The sequence below is a fragment of the Streptomyces sp. JLBG701 genome (assembly GCF_058544905.1).
In genome coordinates this window covers 7,312,384-7,329,892 of record NZ_CM178588.1, presented here as the reverse complement: position 1 = coordinate 7,329,892, position 17,509 = coordinate 7,312,384, and the positions used below count along the sequence as shown (strand labels likewise).

The 17,509-nt window shown below is 69.0% G+C and carries 15 protein-coding genes; 12 read left to right on the top strand and 3 right to left on the bottom strand.

Going from position 1 to position 17,509, the window contains the following annotated elements; genetic code table 11:
• The first annotated feature begins 110 nt into the window (after nucleotides 1–110).
• On the top strand, nucleotides 111–1,172 hold the full coding sequence (locus tag AC5DRG_RS34005) for a hypothetical protein (protein WP_491803353.1): 1,062 nt from the start codon (nucleotides 111–113) through the stop codon (nucleotides 1,170–1,172).
• A gap of 152 nt (nucleotides 1,173–1,324) precedes the next feature.
• Nucleotides 1,325–1,801: a hypothetical protein gene (locus AC5DRG_RS34000; protein WP_491803352.1), complete on the top strand. Its 477-nt coding sequence runs from the start codon at nucleotides 1,325–1,327 to the stop codon at nucleotides 1,799–1,801.
• Nucleotides 1,802–1,813: 12 nt separating this feature from the next.
• Here the strand turns inward: AC5DRG_RS34000 and AC5DRG_RS33995 are convergent, their stop codons facing one another.
• Nucleotides 1,814–2,488: a hypothetical protein gene (locus tag AC5DRG_RS33995; RefSeq protein WP_491803350.1), complete on the bottom strand. Its 675-nt coding sequence runs from the start codon at nucleotides 2,486–2,488 to the stop codon at nucleotides 1,814–1,816.
• A 126-nt stretch (nucleotides 2,489–2,614) separates the two neighbouring features.
• On the opposite strand from AC5DRG_RS33995, the gene AC5DRG_RS33990 reads away from it, so the two are divergent.
• The 6 genes from AC5DRG_RS33990 to AC5DRG_RS33965 all read left to right on the top strand — a co-directional run bounded on the left by AC5DRG_RS33990 (nucleotide 2,615) and on the right by AC5DRG_RS33965 (nucleotide 9,070).
• Nucleotides 2,615–3,826: a pyridoxal phosphate-dependent aminotransferase gene (locus tag AC5DRG_RS33990; protein WP_491803348.1), complete on the top strand. Its 1,212-nt coding sequence runs from the start codon at nucleotides 2,615–2,617 to the stop codon at nucleotides 3,824–3,826.
• Between the two features lie 111 nt (nucleotides 3,827–3,937).
• Nucleotides 3,938–4,348 (top strand): SCO4983 family protein, encoded by a 411-nt coding sequence (locus tag AC5DRG_RS33985; RefSeq protein ID WP_491803347.1) that lies wholly within the window; start codon nucleotides 3,938–3,940, stop codon nucleotides 4,346–4,348.
• Between the two features lie 230 nt (nucleotides 4,349–4,578).
• Entirely contained in the window at nucleotides 4,579–5,655 is a 1,077-nt protein-coding gene (locus AC5DRG_RS33980; RefSeq protein WP_491803346.1) for a substrate-binding domain-containing protein, read from the top strand.
• A 22-nt stretch (nucleotides 5,656–5,677) separates the two neighbouring features.
• The gene (locus AC5DRG_RS33975) at nucleotides 5,678–6,898 is read left to right on the top strand and encodes a toxic anion resistance protein (RefSeq protein WP_491803345.1); all 1,221 of its coding nucleotides are present in this window, start codon (nucleotides 5,678–5,680) and stop codon (nucleotides 6,896–6,898) included.
• Complete coding sequence (locus AC5DRG_RS33970) at nucleotides 6,895–8,478, top strand: substrate-binding and vWA domain-containing protein (protein ID WP_491803344.1); 1,584 nt, start codon at nucleotides 6,895–6,897, stop codon at nucleotides 8,476–8,478. Before AC5DRG_RS33975 ends, AC5DRG_RS33970 begins: the two co-directional genes overlap by 4 nt.
• Nucleotides 8,465–9,070, top strand: a complete 606-nt coding sequence (locus AC5DRG_RS33965; protein ID WP_491803343.1) for a hypothetical protein — start codon at nucleotides 8,465–8,467, stop codon at nucleotides 9,068–9,070. The genes AC5DRG_RS33970 and AC5DRG_RS33965 overlap by 14 nt, the downstream gene beginning before the upstream one ends.
• Nucleotides 9,071–9,191: 121 nt before the next feature.
• Here AC5DRG_RS33965 and AC5DRG_RS33960 read toward each other — a convergent pair whose 3' ends face one another.
• Entirely contained in the window at nucleotides 9,192–11,024 is a 1,833-nt protein-coding gene (locus AC5DRG_RS33960; RefSeq protein ID WP_491803342.1) for a phosphoenolpyruvate carboxykinase (GTP), read from the bottom strand.
• Nucleotides 11,025–11,340: 316 nt separating this feature from the next.
• Here AC5DRG_RS33960 and trhA point away from each other — a divergent pair, with 316 nt between their 5' ends.
• The 4 genes from trhA (at nucleotide 11,341) to AC5DRG_RS33940 (ending at nucleotide 15,096) form a co-directional block, all read left to right on the top strand.
• Nucleotides 11,341–12,054, top strand: coding sequence for a PAQR family membrane homeostasis protein TrhA (gene trhA / locus AC5DRG_RS33955; protein ID WP_491803341.1), 714 nt, complete (start codon nucleotides 11,341–11,343; stop codon nucleotides 12,052–12,054).
• Between the two features lie 109 nt (nucleotides 12,055–12,163).
• A complete protein-coding gene (locus tag AC5DRG_RS33950) occupies nucleotides 12,164–13,708 on the top strand; it encodes an MFS transporter (RefSeq protein ID WP_491803339.1) in 1,545 nt (514 codons plus the stop codon).
• Between the two features lie 5 nt (nucleotides 13,709–13,713).
• Nucleotides 13,714–14,343 (top strand): TetR/AcrR family transcriptional regulator, encoded by a 630-nt coding sequence (locus AC5DRG_RS33945; RefSeq protein ID WP_491803338.1) that lies wholly within the window; start codon nucleotides 13,714–13,716, stop codon nucleotides 14,341–14,343.
• Nucleotides 14,344–14,376: 33 nt separating this feature from the next.
• Nucleotides 14,377–15,096 (top strand): Mut7-C RNAse domain-containing protein, encoded by a 720-nt coding sequence (locus AC5DRG_RS33940; RefSeq protein WP_491803337.1) that lies wholly within the window; start codon nucleotides 14,377–14,379, stop codon nucleotides 15,094–15,096.
• Here AC5DRG_RS33940 and AC5DRG_RS33935 read toward each other — a convergent pair.
• Nucleotides 15,093–17,495: a galactose oxidase early set domain-containing protein gene (locus AC5DRG_RS33935; RefSeq protein WP_491813238.1), complete on the bottom strand. Its 2,403-nt coding sequence runs from the start codon at nucleotides 17,493–17,495 to the stop codon at nucleotides 15,093–15,095. The genes AC5DRG_RS33940 and AC5DRG_RS33935 overlap by 4 nt on opposite strands.
• Nucleotides 17,496–17,509 lie beyond the last annotated feature (14 nt).

Here is a 17,509-nt window from a genome sequence, read left to right as displayed (position 1 = left end):
GCATGAGTCTGGGTAAAGAGGCTGACGGGCGGGGCACGTCGGATAAGGGACGCATTCCCGTGGTCATCGCGGCCGACGGAGCTGCCGTAATCGATGGTGTGCCCGTGCCGATGGCGGCGGGAAAGGCAGTCGATGCCGCGATCCTCGACGCGCTGCACGGTCACGCGCGCAAGCGCAACACCCCTGTCACGGCAGCCATTTCAGATCCGTCCGCCGAGTACGTGGCGATCGTCGAGGTCTCCCCGGACGGTTCCAGCAGGCTGGTGGAACAGCAGCCCACCCCTCCCCCTGCCATGCCCTCCGCCCCCACCAAGCCCCGCCGTCAGTCGGATTACGAGTACCAGCCCCCCGGCCTACTCAAGAGGCCGCTGATCGTCGGGACAGCAGGCGTCGTCATGGCTCTACTGATCGTCATCCCGCTGATCGTGAGCGGCACCGGCTCGGACGGCGACGACACGCGGGACCAAGCCGCCGGCTCGGTCAGAAGCACGGACGAGGCCCCGGAGGTCCCGGTGCCGTTGCCCAGGGACGTAACCACCTCCCCCTCGCCGACGGCCGAGCCCACCCCCACGGCCAGCGGCGCCAGCGGCTCGCCCAGCCCGACGAAGACCCCTTCCGCCAAGCCTTCCCCCAAGCCCTCGGCCACGAAGAAAGACGGCGAAGGGGTACCCGAGCCGACGAAGACGCCCAAGCCCCACAAGGAAACCGCCGCCGAAGCCGTCTCGAAGCTGGCGGCCAGCTCTCCCGGGCGGCACATCTGCTACCGCGTGTACTTCGCGAAGGACGGCTGGCAGAAGCCGGCGTGCGACGGCGTCACCGCCGGACGCGTGAACGCGACCCAGAAGATCAAGTCCCTCAACATCGCGGTGTCCGGTACCAAGGGCACCGCCGCCAACGCCTACGTCCACAACGACCACTGGAAGACGCCGTGGAACAGCGCGGTCGACGGCGTCGACAACTACATCGGCAGCACCAAGGCGGGCTACCCGTACATGCTCGGCTTCGTCATCAACGTCGGTGACGGCGCCGTCTGCGAGAACGCGGCCGTCAGCGGCCACGGCTGGGTCGGTCTGGCCTGCGACAAACCCGAGGGCCAGGCTGAGGGCAACTACGTCACCGGCGGCACGATGGACGACACGCTCTGGCTGACAGCCGTCAGGTTCACGGTCTGAACGACATGAACAAGCCGTCACTCATCCGTGATCTCCCGCAAGCGATCATGAAGCCGATTTCTCTCTATCCTTGACAGCGCTTACCCCTGTCAAAAGGGTCGCCCCGGTCTCCCCACGCCACCTGACCCGCGTCCGTGAGGAGTCCCTGCTCGATGTCGATCCTGTCGATCCTGCGAAGACGTCCCAAGCGGGCCGCCGCCTCCACTGCCGCCTCCACCCCGTCGCAGCCCTCGCCGGCCTTCGAGATCACCCCCGACGAGCTCGCGGCGATCGAGCGCGTCACCTTCCACGCCCGCACGCAGCTGCGCCGGCTGAGCGACAGCTCCGCGGCGACCATCGCCGACGCCAGTGGATCCGCGCTCGTCCCCGTGCTGCACGAACGCGCCGGCGCCGCGCACGCACTTGGCCACCCCGGCATTCCGATGCTGGTCAGCGAGATCGTTCAGGTGGAGGCAGCCGTGCTCAACCTGGAGTCGTACGACGGCCACGAGACCGTACTGTGCGAGGGGTACAGCCTGCTGAACCGGCTCGCGTTCCTCAAAGGGCACGCCCGCGTCACCCAGGAGATCGCCGGTGTCGTCACCCTGCCCGGCGAGGCGCCGAACACCCGGAAGACAACCCAGAGCTGACCTTCCTCAGACCTACTTGGGCCGCTTCGTGCTGCCCTGGCCGTGCCCCGGGTTGCCGTTCGCGTTGCCGGGGGCCGTGGTGGTCTGGGTCGGCGTGGGGGTGGGCGCGGTGCCGGTGGTGGACGCCGACGGCTTCTCAGACTCCTCGCCGGACGTGGATCCGCTCTTCGACGCGCCCGGACTCGCCGACGCGGCTCCGGACGACGGTCCCCCGGTGTCCGACGCCCCAGGGGTCGCCGTATCGGCGAAGGTGCCCGCGTCGCCCGACTCACCGCTCTCCCCCGCCGTGGCCCCGGTGCGCACCCCCTTGCCGTCCTGGCCGTCCCCGGAACCCCCGGAGTCCCCGGAGAAGGAGAACGCCCCGATCAGCGCGGCGACGGTCACGGCTCCCAGCGCGCCGGCGGCGACCACGACGCGGCGCGAGCGCCAGGGGCCCCAGCCCGGCTTGGGGCGGGCGCGTCGGCCGTGGCCGGCCCGGTGATCGGCGGCCTCCCGCACCGGAGGCAGCTGGGTCGTGTCGTCGTAGGCGTTGTTCTCCCAGCCGTGGGCGGCCGCCGGGTCCGCGTACGCGTCGTACGCCGGGGTCGTGTCGGCGTGCGGGTGGTACACGTTCGGCGGCTCGCCGGTTTCCGGGTGCGCCCCGTGGACGTCGTACGGACCGCTTTCGTACTGCGGATGGCTGGACATGGCCGCGCATTGTAGAGACGGGAGGGGCCGCCGAGACAGCTACCGGCGATAACCGTCCAAACCGCCGCGTCTCACGTGGTGGAAAACACGGCCCGGAGGGCGTTACCGGGCCGTAAGCTCGCCGACATGCAGCTGATCCAGTCGACCAAGCTCGCCAATGTCTGTTACGAGATCCGGGGGCCGGTTCTCGAAGAGGCGATGCGGCTTGAGGCGGCAGGGCATCGGATCCTCAAGCTGAACACCGGCAACCCGGCCGCGTTCGGCTTCGAGTGCCCGCCCGAGATTCTGGAGGACATCCTCCGCAACGTGTCGTCGGCCCATGGTTACGGCGACGCGAAGGGCCTGCTGGCCGCGCGGCGGGCCGTCGTCATGCACAACCAGACCCTCGGCATCGAGACGGACGTCGAGCACGTCTTCATCGGCAACGGCGCCTCCGAGCTCATCGTGATGGCAATGCAGGGCCTGCTGGACGACGGCGACGAGGTGCTCATCCCCGCGCCCGACTACCCGCTGTGGACCGCCGCCGTCTCACTCTCCGGCGGTACGGCCGTCCACTACCGCTGCGACGAGCAGTCCGACTGGATGCCCGACCTCGCGGACGTGGAGCGGAAGGTCACCGACCGCACCAAGGCGATCGTCATCATCAACCCGAACAACCCGACGGGCGCGGTGTACGACGAGGCGATGCTCAAGGGGCTCACCGACATCGCCCGGCGCCACAACCTGCTGGTCTGCTCGGACGAGATCTACGACAAGATCCTGTACGACGGTGCCACGCACACGGCGACGGCGAAGATCGCGCCCGACCTGCTGACGCTGACCTTCAACGGCATGTCGAAGGCGTACCGGGTGGCCGGTTACCGGGTCGGGTGGATGTCGATCTCCGGTCCGCGTGCGCACGCCGATTCCTATATCGAGGGTCTGACGATCCTGGCGAACATGCGGCTGTGCGCGAACATGCCGGGGCAGCACGGGGTGGTCGCCGCGTTGAGCGGGCGCCAGACCATCAACGACCTGGTGTTGCCGGGCGGGCGGCTGAAGGAACAGATGGACGTCGCCTATGAACTGCTGACGCAGATTCCGGGTGTGACGTGCGTACGGCCGAAGGGGGCGCTGTATCTCTTCCCGCGCCTGGATCCCAAGGTCTTCAAGATCAAGGACGATCGGCGGATGGTCCTGGACCTGCTGCGCCGCGAGAAGATCATGGTCGTGCAGGGCACCGGCTTCAACTGGCCGGAGTCGGACCACTTCCGGGTCGTGACGCTGCCTTCGGTCGGGGATCTACGGGACGCGGTGGGCCGGATCGGGAACTTCCTGGACGGTTACAGCCAGCCGTAGGACCCGTGGGGCTCACGCACGGTGTACAGGCCGTCCGGTTCTGTGACCCGCTCAACTTTAGACGAAATCTAAGCTAGGATGTCTTCTGTCGAAGCACAGGAGGCCATCCCCATGTACGAGCCGATCCGCAGGCAGTCGGTCCACAGCACGATGGCCGGCACCACCTCCGACTTTCCGCACCGGTCCCGTGAGGAGGAGCTGGACATTCAGCTCGCGGGGCATCTCGCTGCGCTGCTCGCCGTGACGGATGAGTTGCGCGCGTTGGCTTCTAGCGCCGACCTGGACGCTGCGGCGGAGCGGTTGGTTGAGCAGGTGACGCGGCTGCGCGGCGGAGTGTCGCGCGCCGAAGCCCTGCCTACGACCGCCGAGGTCGCGATCCTGCATCAGCGTGCCCACACCCTCGCTGGGCGGGCCCTCGTTGTCGCCGCCTCCAACGCCGATACGGCGGCCGCAATTCTGGCCGCCGAGCGTATGGACGCCCACGCGGCGGCCCTGGATCCCCGCGAACTCGCCGCCCACTGAGCCCCGTCGGGCTCCCCCCGACGGCCCCGGTCCGCGTGCACCCGCAGCGTCGCGCGGACCGGGTGCCATGTTCCTGTCGTCTTGCGGCTGCTGGTTCGTTGTGGCTGGTCGCGCAGTTCCCCGCGCCCCTACCGGCGTTGCAGTCGCCCGTGTTGTTCCGGGACGGGTGCTTCACCCCCCGTTCATCGCCCCCGCCGGGGAATGTTGGGTTCCGCGAGCACTCTCCCCGCGTGAGACGAATAGCGGGAATCTTCCTCGCGGTTCTGCTGATCGGCGGAGTGGTGGCAGCCGTCGTAGCGGGCCGGGACAACGGGGACCAGGGCACGGCAACGAAGACCGTGCGTGGAGTGATCGGGTCGGAGAAGGCCGAGTTCTTCGCCGATCCCGACGTGGTGAAGGCCCTTGCCGCCAAGGGCTACACCGTGGAGACGGAGACCTCGGGGTCGTGGGCCATGGAGGGGCTGGACCTGGAGGGGTTCGACTTCGCCTTTCCTTCCAGTCAGGCCCCGGCCGACGAGCTCGCCGCCAAGTACAAGTCACGGCAGCCCCTGCCGCGGCCCTTCTACTCGCCCCTCGTCGTCGTGGCCCACCGCAACGCCGCCGAGGTGCTGGCGGGCAACGGGCTCGCCACGCTCGACAAGAACCGCGGCACCCTCAAGATGGCCCCCTTCCTCGACGCCGCCGGCGAGGACCGCACCTGGCAGCAGCTCAAGGGCGCTGACAAATATGGGGAGTTGACCGGCACCCTCTACGTCGCCACCACCGACCCGGAGACCTCCAACTCCGGCGCCCTCTACCTCGCCGCCGCCAGCTATGTGGCGAACGGCGGCCGGGTGGCGGCGAGCGACGCCGACGTCGACCGCACCGCGCCGCTGATGCGCAAGCTGGTCAGTGTCCAGGGCGCCCAGCAGTCCAGCACGGACGCGACGTTCCGGGACTTCATCAGCGGGGCGGGCAACCCGCTCGTCCTCGTCTACGAGTCCCAGGTGGCCTCGCTGCTGCGCGAGCAGAAGGGCGACGCCGGTGACCTCACCGTCCTCTACCCGGACACCACGGCCAACAGCGACCACACCGTCGTACCGCTGACCGATGACGGGCGCGCGCTCGGTGAACTCCTCAGCGACGACCCGGTGTTGCGGAAGCTCGCCGTCCGGCACGGATTCCGGCCACAGGGCGACACCGCCGAGTTCATCGCGGCCACCGCCGACCGCGCCGCCTATCTCAACCAGAAGCTGACCGGCGTCCGGCAGGCGCCCGTGCCCACCTCCACGGTGCTGCACGAGATGGCGCGCCGGACCCGGAGTTAGACACATCCCAGGGGGGACCCACATGACTTTCGAGAACACCAGCCAGAACAGCAGCCAGCAGCGCACTCTCAGCGGTGACGACATCTTCACGCTCACCCCGCCCGAGCCCGTCTCGGCCGTTCCGCGCGAGAAGGCAGGCGGGCTCGTTCCCGTCGACGACAGCGTCCGTACGGACATGGCGCGCAAGGCCGCCGAGTACGTCGGGCAGCTCGCCGCCCTCGACGCCCGGTCGCCCGAGTTCGCCGGCCGGGTCGGTGAGATCACCGGCCTCGGCGCCGGTGAGATGCGCACGGCCGCCGCCCAGTCCAACCGCATGCTGGAGAGGACCGTGCGCAGTCTGCCCAGCAAGGGCGGGGACGCCTCGTCGCAGGTCGCCGGCTCCCTCGTCGAACTCCGGCGCGTGGTCGAGGACTTGGACCCGCGTGACCTGCCCGCCTCCAAGGGGCGGAAGTTCCTGTCCAAGCTGCCCGGCGGCAACAAGCTGCGCGACCACGTCGCCAAGTACGCCTCCGCACAAGGGACTCTCAACAAGATCGTGGGCTCGCTGCGCGGCGGCCAGGACGAACTGCGCCGGGACAACGCCGCGTTGCAGACCGAGCGGGTCCGCCTGTGGGAGACCATGGGCAAGCTCCAGGAGTACGTCGTCCTGACGGAGGCCCTCGACTCCGCCGTCGAGCAGCACATCACCGGCGTCGAGGCCACTGATCCGGTGGACGCCGACAGCCTGCGCGCCGACGTCCTCTTCCCCGTCCGGCAGAAGCACCAGGACCTGCTCACCCAACTCGCGGTGTGCGCACAGGGATACCTGGCCATGGATGTCGTGCGGCGCAACAACGAGGAGCTGATCAAGGGCGTCGACCGCGCGGCCACGACGACCGTGTCCGCGCTGCGTATCTCCGTGATGCTCGCCTCCGCCCTCGACAACCAGCGCAAGGTCGTCGACCAGGTCAACGCCCTGCGCGGGACGACCGAGGAACTCATCCGGGGCAACGCGGAGATGCTGGCCACGCAGAGCGGGGAGATCCAGCGGATCGCCGCCGACCCCGCCGTCGGGGCGGAGACCCTTCGGACCGCCTTCCAGCAGATCTACCGCACCCTCGACGCCATCGACACCTACAAGGTCCAGGCGACCGACGCCATGGCCGCGACCGTGGAGTCGCTGACCTCCGAACTCCAGAACGCCAGCACCTACTTGGAGCGCAGCCGGTCCCAGGGCGCCCTGGAAGGCGGGACCTCCATATGAACGTGAAGCCGAGCGCGATCCTGAGTGCGAGACGTCCGCTCGCCGCCCTCGCCGCCCTCGCCGTGGTCGCCGCCACCCTGCTGAGTGCATGCACGACAACGCAGGAGCCGGAGCCCCTCTTCGATGACGGCTCCCCCCGCCCCGGCACTCTCCGCGTTCTCGCCTCCAGCGAGCTCGCCGACATGAAGCCGCTCCTCGAACAGGTCCGCAAGAAGACCGGTATCGAGGTCCGGCCCACCTACATCGGCACCATCGACGCCGTCGACATGCTGGAGAACGGCACGACCGACGGCAAGTACGACGCCCTGTGGCTCTCCTCCAACGACTATCTGCGGCTGCGCCCGAACGCGGCGAAGAAGGTCGTCTCCGAGACCCCGGTCATGTCGAGCCCGGTCGCCATCGGCGTCAAGAACGCCACCGTGAAGGCGCTGGGGTGGACGCCGGAGCAGGTCACCTGGTCGCAGGTCGAGCAGGCCGTCCGGGCCGGGAAACTGACGTACGGGATGACCGACCCCGCGCGCTCCAACTCCGGCTTCTCCACGCTGGTTTCGGTCGCCTCGGGGCTGTCCGGCGCCCAGTCCGCGCTCACCGACGCGGATGTCGCGAAGGCCACCCCGCAGCTGAAGGAGTTCTTCAAGGGGCAGAAGCTGACCTCGGGTTCGTCCGGCTGGCTGGCCGCCGCCTACGACCGGAGCGGCACCATCGACGCCCTGCTGAACTACGAGTCCGTCCTCAAGGGCATCCCCGGCCTCACGGTGATCCGCCCGCGCGACGGCGTCGTCACCGCCGACTACCCGCTCTCCTCCCTCGCGTCGACGAACGCCACGACCCGCCAAGACGTCGGCCGGCTGGCCGAGGCCCTGCGCACCCCGGCGATCCAGCGCGAGATCACCAGGGTCACCCACCGGCGCCCGGTCATCGCGTCCGTGCCGCCCGCGGTCGGCCTCGACACCAGCCGTCGTCGCGAACTCCCCTTCCCCGGCAGCCGATCCGTCGCCGACGGCCTCCTCGACTCGTACGAGAACGTGCTGCGCCGCCCGTCCCGGACGGTCTACGTCCTCGACACCTCGGGCTCGATGGAGGGCCACCGGCTGGCCGGGCTGAAGTCGGCGCTCGCCGGCCTCACGGGGGACTTCCGGCACCGCGAGGAGGTCACGCTGATGCCGTTCGGGTCGGACGTGAAGAGCGTCCGCACGCATGTCGTGAGCGCCACCGATCCGCAGCGCGGGCTCGACGCGATCCGCCGGGACACCGACGCGCTCACCGCCGAGGGCGACACCGCCATCTACACCTCGCTGGAGAAGGCGTACGAGCGACTCGGCACCGACCGCGACACCTTCACCTCGATCGTGCTGATGACGGACGGCGAGAACACGGCGGGCGCGAAGGCGGCCGAGTTCGACGGCTTCTACCGGCAACTGACCGCGTATCAGCGGGAGATACCCGTCTTCCCCATCTACTTCGGCGACTCCGACCGTTCCGAGCTGGAACACATCGCCGAGCTGACCGGCGGCCGTCTCTTCGACGCCCGGAAGGGCTCGCTGGACGGCGCCTTCAAGGAGATCCGTGGCTACCAGTAAGCGCTTCGTCGGGTATCTGGAGTCCCGCAAGAACATCACCGGGAGTGTCTGCGGGCTCGTGGGGCTGGTGCTGACCTTCGTGGGCGTGGCGGGCTCGTACTGGCCCGTCGTCGTCGCCGGTCTCTACGGCGCTGGCGCGCTGATCGCCCCGCCCGAGCGGCCCCCGCTGCCCGACTTCCCGGACCCGTCCGCCCAACTGGACGAACTGCGGGGCGACTTCGGCAAACTCCGGGAGTACCTGGCGGGCGTCGAGCTGCCGCCCGCCGCGGCCGGCCGGCTCGCCGAGCTGACCGAACTCCTCACCGCCCTGCTGGATCCCGGCTGGGTCGCCGAGGTGCTGGCCCAGGACCCGGAGGGCGTGCACACGCTCTCGCGGACCGTACGGCAGGACATTCCGGAGGCGGTCGACACGTTCGTACGGACGCGGTGGTGGTCCCGGATGGCGCCGGGCACCGAGCCTCCGGAACGGCACCTTGAGCGGCAGCTGGGGCTGCTGCACGAGGAGGCGGGTCGACTGGCGTCGAGCCTGCGCGAGACGGAGGCGCGCCGCCAGGAGACGCACACGCGCTATCTGGAGGACCGCAACACCTGAGGAAAGGGCCCCGCACGCCGTTGTGCGGGGCCCGTTGCGGGTGCCGTGGTCACCGCGGCCGGCCTTGACGACGTCGCAGGTCAGGGCAACTCGGTCGGCCGCGGAGCTTCAGTGGGCCTGCTCAGCCCAGGCGCTGCACCAGTGCGCGGTATTCGTCCCACAGTTCCTTCGGGGTGTGCTCGCCGAAGGTGTTGAGGTGTTCGGGGACCAGGGCGGCCTCCTCGCGCCAGACCTCCTTGTCGACGGTGAGGAGGAAGTCCAGGTCGGACTCGGCGAGTTCGAGGCCCTTGGTGTCCAGTGCCTCCTTGGTCGGCAGGATGCCGATGGGGGTCTCGACGCCCTCGGCCCTGCCGTCCAGGCGGTCCACGATCCACTTCAGGACACGGCTGTTCTCGCCGAAGCCGGGCCAGACGAACTTGCCCTCGTCGTTCTTGCGGAACCAGTTGACGTAGTAGATCTTCGGCAGCTTGGACTGGTCCTTGTCCTTGGCCACGTCGATCCAGTGCCCCATGTAGTCGCCCATGTTGTAGCCGCAGAACGGCAGCATGGCGAAGGGGTCGCGGCGCAGCTCGCCGACCTTGCCCTCGGCGGCGGCGGTCTTCTCGGAGGCCACGTTGGCGCCGAGGAAGACGCCGTGGTTCCAGTCGAATGACTCGGTCACCAGCGGTACGGCGGTGGCGCGACGGCCGCCGAAGAGGATCGCCGAGATCGGCACGCCCTTGGGGTCCTCCCACTCCGGCGCGATGATCGGGCACTGGGATGCCGGGACGGTGAAGCGGGCGTTGGGGTGGGCGGCGGGCGCGTCGGACTTCGGCGTCCAGTCGTTGCCCTTCCAGTCCGTCAGGTGGGCCGGAGTCTCCTCCGTCATGCCCTCCCACCAGATGTCGTTGTCGTCGGTGAGCGCGACGTTGGTGAAGACGGAGTTGCCCCACAGCGTCTTCATCGCGTTGGCGTTGGTGTGCTCACCGGTGCCGGGCGCAACGCCGAAGAAACCGGCCTCGGGGTTGATGGCGTAGAGCCGGCCATCCTCGCCGAAGCGCATCCAGGCGATGTCGTCGCCGATCGTCTCGACGGTCCAGCCGCCGACCGTCGGCTCCAGCATCGCGAGGTTCGTCTTGCCGCAGGCCGACGGGAAGGCCGCGGCCACGTACTTCGACTCGCCCTGCGGGGGCGTGAGTTTGAGGATCAGCATGTGCTCGGCCAGCCAGCCCTCGTCGCGGGCCATGACGGAGGCGATACGCAGGGCGTAGCACTTCTTGCCGAGCAGCGCGTTGCCGCCGTAACCCGAGCCGTAGGACCAGATCTCGCGGGACTCCGGGAAGTGCGAGATGTACTTGGTGGTGTTGCACGGCCAGGGGACGTCGGCCTCGCCCGCCTCCAGCGGCGCCCCGAGCGTGTGCACTGCACGCACGAAGAAGCCGTCGGTGCCGAGCTCGTCCAGGACGGGCTGCCCCATGCGCGTCATCGTGCGCATCGACACGGCGACGTAGGCGGAGTCGGTGATCTCGACGCCGATCGCGGAGAGGTCCGAGCCGAGGGGGCCCATGCAGAACGGGACGACGTACATCGTCCGGCCCTTCATCGAGCCGCGGAAGATGCCGCCCTTGCCGGCCTCGCCCGAGAAGATCTCCCGCATCTCGGCGGGGGCCTTCCAGTGGTTGGTCGGGCCCGCGTCCTCCTCCTTCTCGGAGCAGATGAAGGTGCGGTCCTCGACGCGCGCGACGTCGGTCGGGTCGGAGGCCGCGTAGTAGGAGTTGGGGCGCTTGATCGGGTCGAGCTTCTTGAAGGTGCCCTTGGCTACGAGCTCCTCGCACAGTCGCTCGTACTCGGCCTCTGATCCGTCACACCAGACCACGCTGTCCGGCTGCGTCAGTTCTGCGATCTCGTTCACCCACGAGACCAGTTCCTTGTGGTTGGTGGGGATGACGGGGGGAGCCGCGATGTCGCGCGCCACGATTGCTCCTAAATGAGGGATTTTTTGTTGGGGGCCCCGTGGGGGCTGCGGCCCGGATGCTTCGTGGTGGTGACCTTGGCGCTCATCCGGTGCCGACCGCACTCATTTGATCATCCGACCGTCGCGCCCATATGTCCAGAGGGCCTCACAGACGAGCAGAGTGAGCATCGCCACTCATTCACATGTTTTCCGAGCGTCACCACCGCTTCACCCGGGGTATTCCGCCGACGGGTACACGTGAGACCATGGCCACTTCGGGCCCCTCATCTCGGCGGACTGATACGTAACTTACGGTTCCGTAGGTACGATGCCCTGCATGACTGCGTCCGTCCCCGACGCGCCCACGGAGTCGCCGGCCGCCGGCCATGTCTCTGTCGCGCACGCCTTGTCGAACGAGATCAAGCCCAAGCTCCGGGGCTGGCTGCATCTCGGAATGTTTCCGGCCGTACTCATCTCGGGTCTGGTACTCACCGCTCTAGCCGACTCCTCACGCGGCCGCATCGCCTGCGGGATCTTCACGCTGACGGCATGCCTGCTCTTCGGCGTCAGCGCCCTGTACCACCGGGGCAACTGGAGCCCGCGCATGGACGGCATCCTGCGCAGACTGGATCACGCCAATATCTTCCTGATCATCGCGGGCACCTACACACCGCTGACCATGCTGCTGCTGCCGGAGGCCAAGGGGCAGTTGCTCCTGTGGGGCATCTGGGCGGCCGCCGCCGCGGGCATCGCCTTCCGGGTGTTCTGGGTCGGCGCCCCACGGTGGCTCTACACCCCCTGCTACATCGCGATGGGCTGGGCGGCCGTCTTCTTCCTGCCCGACTTCATGCGCTCGGGCGGCATCGCCGTACTCGTCCTGGTCATCGTCGGCGGACTCCTCTACAGCGCGGGCGGCGTGATCTACGGCATCAAGCGCCCCAACCCCTCACCGCGCTACTTCGGCTTCCACGAGGTGTTCCACTCCCTCACGCTGGCCGCGTTCGTCGTCCACTACGTCGGGATCTCGCTGGTGGCCTACCAGCACGGGTAGTACTCCTCCCCACCTTCAGGGCCATGGCTTTCGAGCCATGGCCCTTTTTCGCATGCCGACAGAGGATCCCTATTGACAGTAACCACCTTTTGAGAGCTACTCTCATTTCATGGAAACTATCACTCCCGATCCCCGCCGCTGGTGGGCTCTCGGCGCCCTCGTCGCGAGCATGCTGACCCTCGGCTTCGACACGACGATCCTCAACGTGGCGCTGCCCACGATGGCCGCCGATCTCGGCGCCTCCACCGGCCAGCAGCAGTGGATGGCGGACGCGTACGTCATCGTCTTCGCGGCCCTGATGCTCCCCGCCGGACTGCTCGGCGACCGCTTCGGACGGCGGCTGATGCTGATCGTCGGACTCGGCGTCTTCGTCGCCGGTTCGCTGGTGGGCGCCCTGGCCGGGGACGTGAACTGGGTCATCGCCGCCCGCGCTCTGATGGGCGTCGGCGCCGCCCTGATCACCCCGCTCGCGCTCTCCGTCCTGCCCACGCTCTTCGCCCGCGACGAGCAGCCCAAGGCAACCGCCATCGTCTCCGCGGCCTCCGCGCTCGGCCTGCCGCTCGGCCCGATCATCGGCGGCTGGCTGCTGAACCACTTCTGGTGGGGCTCGGTCTTCCTGGTCAACGTCCCGATGGCCGCGATCGGCATCGCCGCCTGCGTCTTCCTGCTCCCCGAGACCCGCGACCCCGCGACCCCCAAGGTCGACACCGTCTCCACCGCGTTCACCGCGACCGGCCTCGGCGCCCTCGTCTACGCGATCATCGAGGCGCCCTCCCGAGGCTGGGGCGACCCGCTGGTCCTGGCCATGCTCACGGCGGCCGTCGCACTCATCGCCGCCCTGGTCGTGCGCGAACGCCGGGTCGAGCGCCCCATGCTCGACATGACCCTGCTCGCCCACCGCGGCTTCCTCCTCAACACGATCGCCGCGACCCTGGTGATGTTCGTCCTGTCGGGCCTGCTGTTCGTGCTGCCGCCCTACCTCCAGGCCGTCCTCGGCAACGACGCCTTCGGCACCGGTGTACGGCTGCTGCCGATGATGGGCGGGATCCTGATCGCCTCCCGCACCGCCCCGCAGGCCACCGCCCGCTTCGGCGCCCGCGCCACAGTCAGCGCCGGTCTGGTGATCCTGGCCTTCTCCGCGCTCCTCGCCAGCCGTACGACGGTCGACTCCGGCTACGGCTTCACCGCGCTGTGGCTCTCCGTCACCGGTCTCGGCTTCGGCTTCTCGCTCATGCCCGCCATGGCCGGCGCCCTCGGCGCCCTGCCCCGCGACCGCGCCGGCAGCGGCTCCGGGCTGTTGATGACGATGCGCCAGGTCGGCGGCGCGATCGGTATCGCCCTACTGGGCAGCCTGCTCGCGAGCACCTTCCGGGACCGGCTGGACGTCACCGGACTGCCGGCGCAGGCGGCCGACACCGCCGGGGAGTCCGTGGTCGCGGCCCACATCGTCGCCGAGAGGACCGGCTCGGCCGATCTGCTGGCCTCCGCGAACAGCGCCTACATCCACGGCATGGGCGTCGTCATGCTGGTCTGCGGGATCGCGGCGCTCGTCTCGGCGCTGCTCGCGGCCGCGTTCCTGCCGGGCACGCCCCGCCCGGCCAAGACCTCCACCGCCCCGGACATGGCAGTCGAGCAGGCCGATGCACGACAATGACCCCTATGACACCCGCACGCTCCCTCCCCCTCGGTGACGCCCCTCAGCTGGGACTTCGCGAGCGGAAGAAGATCAAGACCCGGACGGCGATCCGCGACGCGACATACGCGCTGATCAAGGAACAGGGCTACGACGCCACCACGATCGAGCAGATCGCCGAGCGTGCCGAGGTGTCGCCGTCCACGGTCTTCCGCTACTTCCCCACCAAGGAGGACATCGTCCTCACGGACGAGTTCGACCCGATCATCCTGGAGGAACTGCGCAACCGGCCGGAGGACGAGCAGTGGATCGAGTCGGTGCGGTACGTGATGAAGAAGGCCGTCCTCTTCGGGCTCGAACAGGAGCCCGAGATCACCCGGCTGCGGTCCCATCTGCTGGTCCAGGTCCCCGCGGTGCGCGCCCGGATGCGGGAGCACATCGCGGTCACCAGCCGCATGCTCGCCGAGGCCATCGCCGAGCGCTCCGGCTGGCACAAGGACAGCCTGGAGGTACGGGTCTACACGATGTCCCTCATCAGCGGCTTCGGGGAGATCTCCCTGTACTGGGCCGAGAACGACTTCAGGGACGAGCTCTACGAACTCGTCGACCGCACGGTGGACGTCCTGGCCCACGGCCTGCCGGCCCGAAATCCCTGAGGCCACTGGTGGGGCGCGTGAGATCCTGAACCGGTGAACGGTCCCGAGATCCATGTCGAGTTCGCCCCCGACCTGGCCCCGTTCGTCCGCGAGCGGCACCGCACGCTCGTCACCGACGGCGTCTCGTCCCTGGGCCATGTCGTCGAGTCGGCGGGCGTTCCGCTCACCGAGGTCGGGCCGCTGTGGGTCGACGGCCGCGAGGTGCCGACGTCGTACGTCCCCGCCGCGGGCGACCGTGTGGAGGTCCGGCCGGTCGCCCGCCCCCAACAGATCCCGGGCGCGCCTCTCCGCTTCCTCCTCGACGTCCACCTCGGCACCCTCGCCCGCCGCCTGCGCCTGCTCGGTGTGGACACGGCGTACGAGTCGACGGACCTCGGCGACCCGGCGCTCGCCGCGCTCTCGGCGGCCGAGAAGCGGGTCATGCTCAGCCGCGACCGGGGCCTGCTGCGCCGCCGTGAGCTGTGGGCGGGGGCGTTCGTCTACAGCACCAGCCCCGAGGACCAACTCCGGGACGTCCTGGACCGGTTCCGCCCCGAACTGCGGCCCTGGACCCGCTGCACCGCCTGCAACGGCCTGCTGAAGGAGGCCACCAGGGCTGAGGTGGCGGACCAGTTGAAGGGCGGCACGCAGAAGACGTACGACGTCTTCGCGCAATGCCAGGAGTGCGGGCGGGCGTACTGGAAGGGCGCGCACCACGACCAGCTGGTGGCCATCGTGGAGCGCGCCCTCGGTGAGTTCCCCGCGCGGGGCTAACGCCTCGTCAGGTCCGCCTTTCCGCAGGCGATTCCGTCCTTGTTGCGGTCGAGGGACAAGGGGTCGTCCTTGCCGTTGACCTTCAAGCGGCCGTAGTCGTTCTTCTTCAGCCAGGCGCACCTTGCGGTCGTCGTCTTCTTGACCTCCGCCGGGAAGGCGGTCGGTACGCAGACGTTGATCGAGCCGTAGTGGCGGTCGCAGCCGGAGACCGTGACGCTGACCTTCTGCGACGTCCGCTTCTTGCCGGGACCCGTCACCGTCCCCTCCAGGGAGTCGGCGAAGGAGTGGACGTGCGCCGAGGCGTCCGTCGCGCTCAGGGCCGTCGGGCCCTGGAGGTGGACCCACTTGGCCACCGACGGCACACCGTTGGCGTCGACCGCGAAGAGCATGTACCAGCCGGGCGGGGCCAGGTTGGGGTTGCTCGTCACGTTCAGGTCGACGTTGTTGCCGTCCACCGACAGCGGCAGATCCACGAAGCGCTGGTTCGGGTCGGACGAGTGCGTCACCGCCGCCGGGCGGATCAACTCGGCCTTGGCGATGGGCCGGTCGACCGTGATGCGCTGGGTGTCGCCGTACGTCCACTCGGTGTCGATCACCGAAGTGATCGTCGGACGCGTCCCCTTGAGGAGATACGGCGGGGTGTAGATCGACACGTCGGGGTTCCAGGTGCCGTTGCCCGGGTTGTCACTCGTCGACATCACCCGGCCGTCCGGGAGCAGGAACGAGGACGAGTGGTAGCCACGGGCCTCCGGATCGGCGGCCACCGGGTCGAACGTGTTCGTGTCCGGGTCGTAGATCGACGACTCGTACACCGGATCGGCCCGGTTGTGCAGCGCGCCGCCCGTCTCCAGGACCTTGCCGTCGGGCAGGAGTACGGCGGAGACGTACATCTTGCCCTGGTTGCCGGTCTCGGCCACCTGGCCGTTGCCCACGTCGACGGTGCCCTGCGGAAGCGGCGGACCGGCGACGTAGGACGGGTTGGCCGTCTTGAGGTCGATGACGTCGGTGAGGCGGTTGGCATCCGGGTTGGAGTCGATGTTGCCGCCGCCGATCGTGAGGACCTTCTGGTCCTGGGCCGGGGGCAGCAGCACGCTCGCGGACTGGTCGCGCTCGTCCTTGTTCTGCAGGCCGGAGACCGAGGTGACCGTGTTGGCGTTGTAGTCGTAGATCGCCGATCCGGTGCCCGGGGTGCCGTTGCCGAAGACATGGCTGCCCGAGTAGAAGAGGCGGCCGTCCTGCATCAGGATCATCGACGGGTACAGACCCCAGTACGACCAGGTCTGGTTGACCTGCCACAGCGCCAGCCACTTCTGCTCGGCGTCCGACCAGTACTCGGCGGTCACCGAGCCGGTCGAGTCCTCGCGCAGCCCGCCGAAGGAGATGACGTCACCGTTGCCGAGCTCGGTCGCCGACGGGTACCAGTGGCCGTCGTTCATGTCGTTGGTCTTGCTGTACGTCTCGGTGACCGGGTCGAAGATGTACGAGTCCTTGTAGCCCTCGTAGCCGTGCCCGCCCACGACCGGGTACGCCTTGTTGCCGCTCATCACCAGCACGCGCCCGTCCTGCAGTTGCACGTGCCCGGAGCAGAACATGTCCTTCGGCGTGGGGATGACCTTGTAGCTGCCGTTCGCCGGGTCGTACACCGCGCTGGTGAACGTGCCCGCGTTGAACTGCTCCTCGCTGTTGCCGGAGCCCGCGATCAGCAGCACCTTGCCGTTGTTGAGGACGACGGAGTGCATGGAGCGGACCGGGTTCTGCGTGGGCAGGACGTCCCACTTGCCGTTCGCGCACTGCTCGGCCGTGCCCGTGCAGGTCGCGGGCGGGAGGGTGTCGGCGACCTGTTCCATCGTGTAGTCGTCGGTGGTCGCCGAGCCCGTGCCGTACACCGACACACCCCAGGTGATGCGGTCGGTGCCCGCCGGAACCTCCGGGGTGCGGACCGTGGCCTGGGTCCAACTGCCCTGCATGTCCAGGGTCTTGAGGTCGGTCCAGTACTGCCAGCCGGCGGTGGTGTCGTGCCGGAAGACGGTGATGGCCGCGTCCGGTGTCGTCGTCTTGTAGTAGAGCCCGAGGTCGTACTGCTTGCCCGCCGTCACCACGGGCGCGCAGGTCGTGTCCTCGGTGATCAGCGCCTTGCGGTCGCCGCTCACCCGGCGGGTCAGCGAGACCTTCATGGCCTTGCTGCCGCTGTGGGCGTCACTGGTGGTCGCGAACGTGAAGTCGTTGTCGCCCCAGCCGGATTTCTCCCAGCAGTACGGCATGTCGCCCGTGCCGGCCGTCTCGAAGCCGGGGTTGAGGACGAGGTTGGCGGCGGAGGCGGGCTGGGGCGAGGTGAGGAGCAGGCCGGCGGTCAGCGCGCCCACCCCCACAAGTGCGGTCCTTCTTCGGTGCTTGTTCAGCCTGTTCGGTCTGT

Coding starts and splice junctions, on each gene's coding strand:
- AC5DRG_RS34005 (WP_491803353.1), top strand. CDS start 111: ATGGCGGCGGGAAAGGCAGTCGATGCCGCGATCCTCGACGCGCTGCAC.
- AC5DRG_RS34000 (WP_491803352.1), top strand. CDS start 1,325: ATGTCGATCCTGTCGATCCTGCGAAGACGTCCCAAGCGGGCCGCCGCC.
- AC5DRG_RS33995 (WP_491803350.1), bottom strand. CDS start 2,488: ATGTCCAGCCATCCGCAGTACGAAAGCGGTCCGTACGACGTCCACGGG.
- AC5DRG_RS33990 (WP_491803348.1), top strand. CDS start 2,615: ATGCAGCTGATCCAGTCGACCAAGCTCGCCAATGTCTGTTACGAGATC.
- AC5DRG_RS33985 (WP_491803347.1), top strand. CDS start 3,938: ATGTACGAGCCGATCCGCAGGCAGTCGGTCCACAGCACGATGGCCGGC.
- AC5DRG_RS33975 (WP_491803345.1), top strand. CDS start 5,678: ATGACTTTCGAGAACACCAGCCAGAACAGCAGCCAGCAGCGCACTCTC.
- AC5DRG_RS33970 (WP_491803344.1), top strand. CDS start 6,895: ATGAACGTGAAGCCGAGCGCGATCCTGAGTGCGAGACGTCCGCTCGCC.
- trhA (WP_491803341.1), top strand. CDS start 11,341: ATGACTGCGTCCGTCCCCGACGCGCCCACGGAGTCGCCGGCCGCCGGC.
- AC5DRG_RS33950 (WP_491803339.1), top strand. CDS start 12,164: ATGGAAACTATCACTCCCGATCCCCGCCGCTGGTGGGCTCTCGGCGCC.
- AC5DRG_RS33945 (WP_491803338.1), top strand. CDS start 13,714: ATGACACCCGCACGCTCCCTCCCCCTCGGTGACGCCCCTCAGCTGGGA.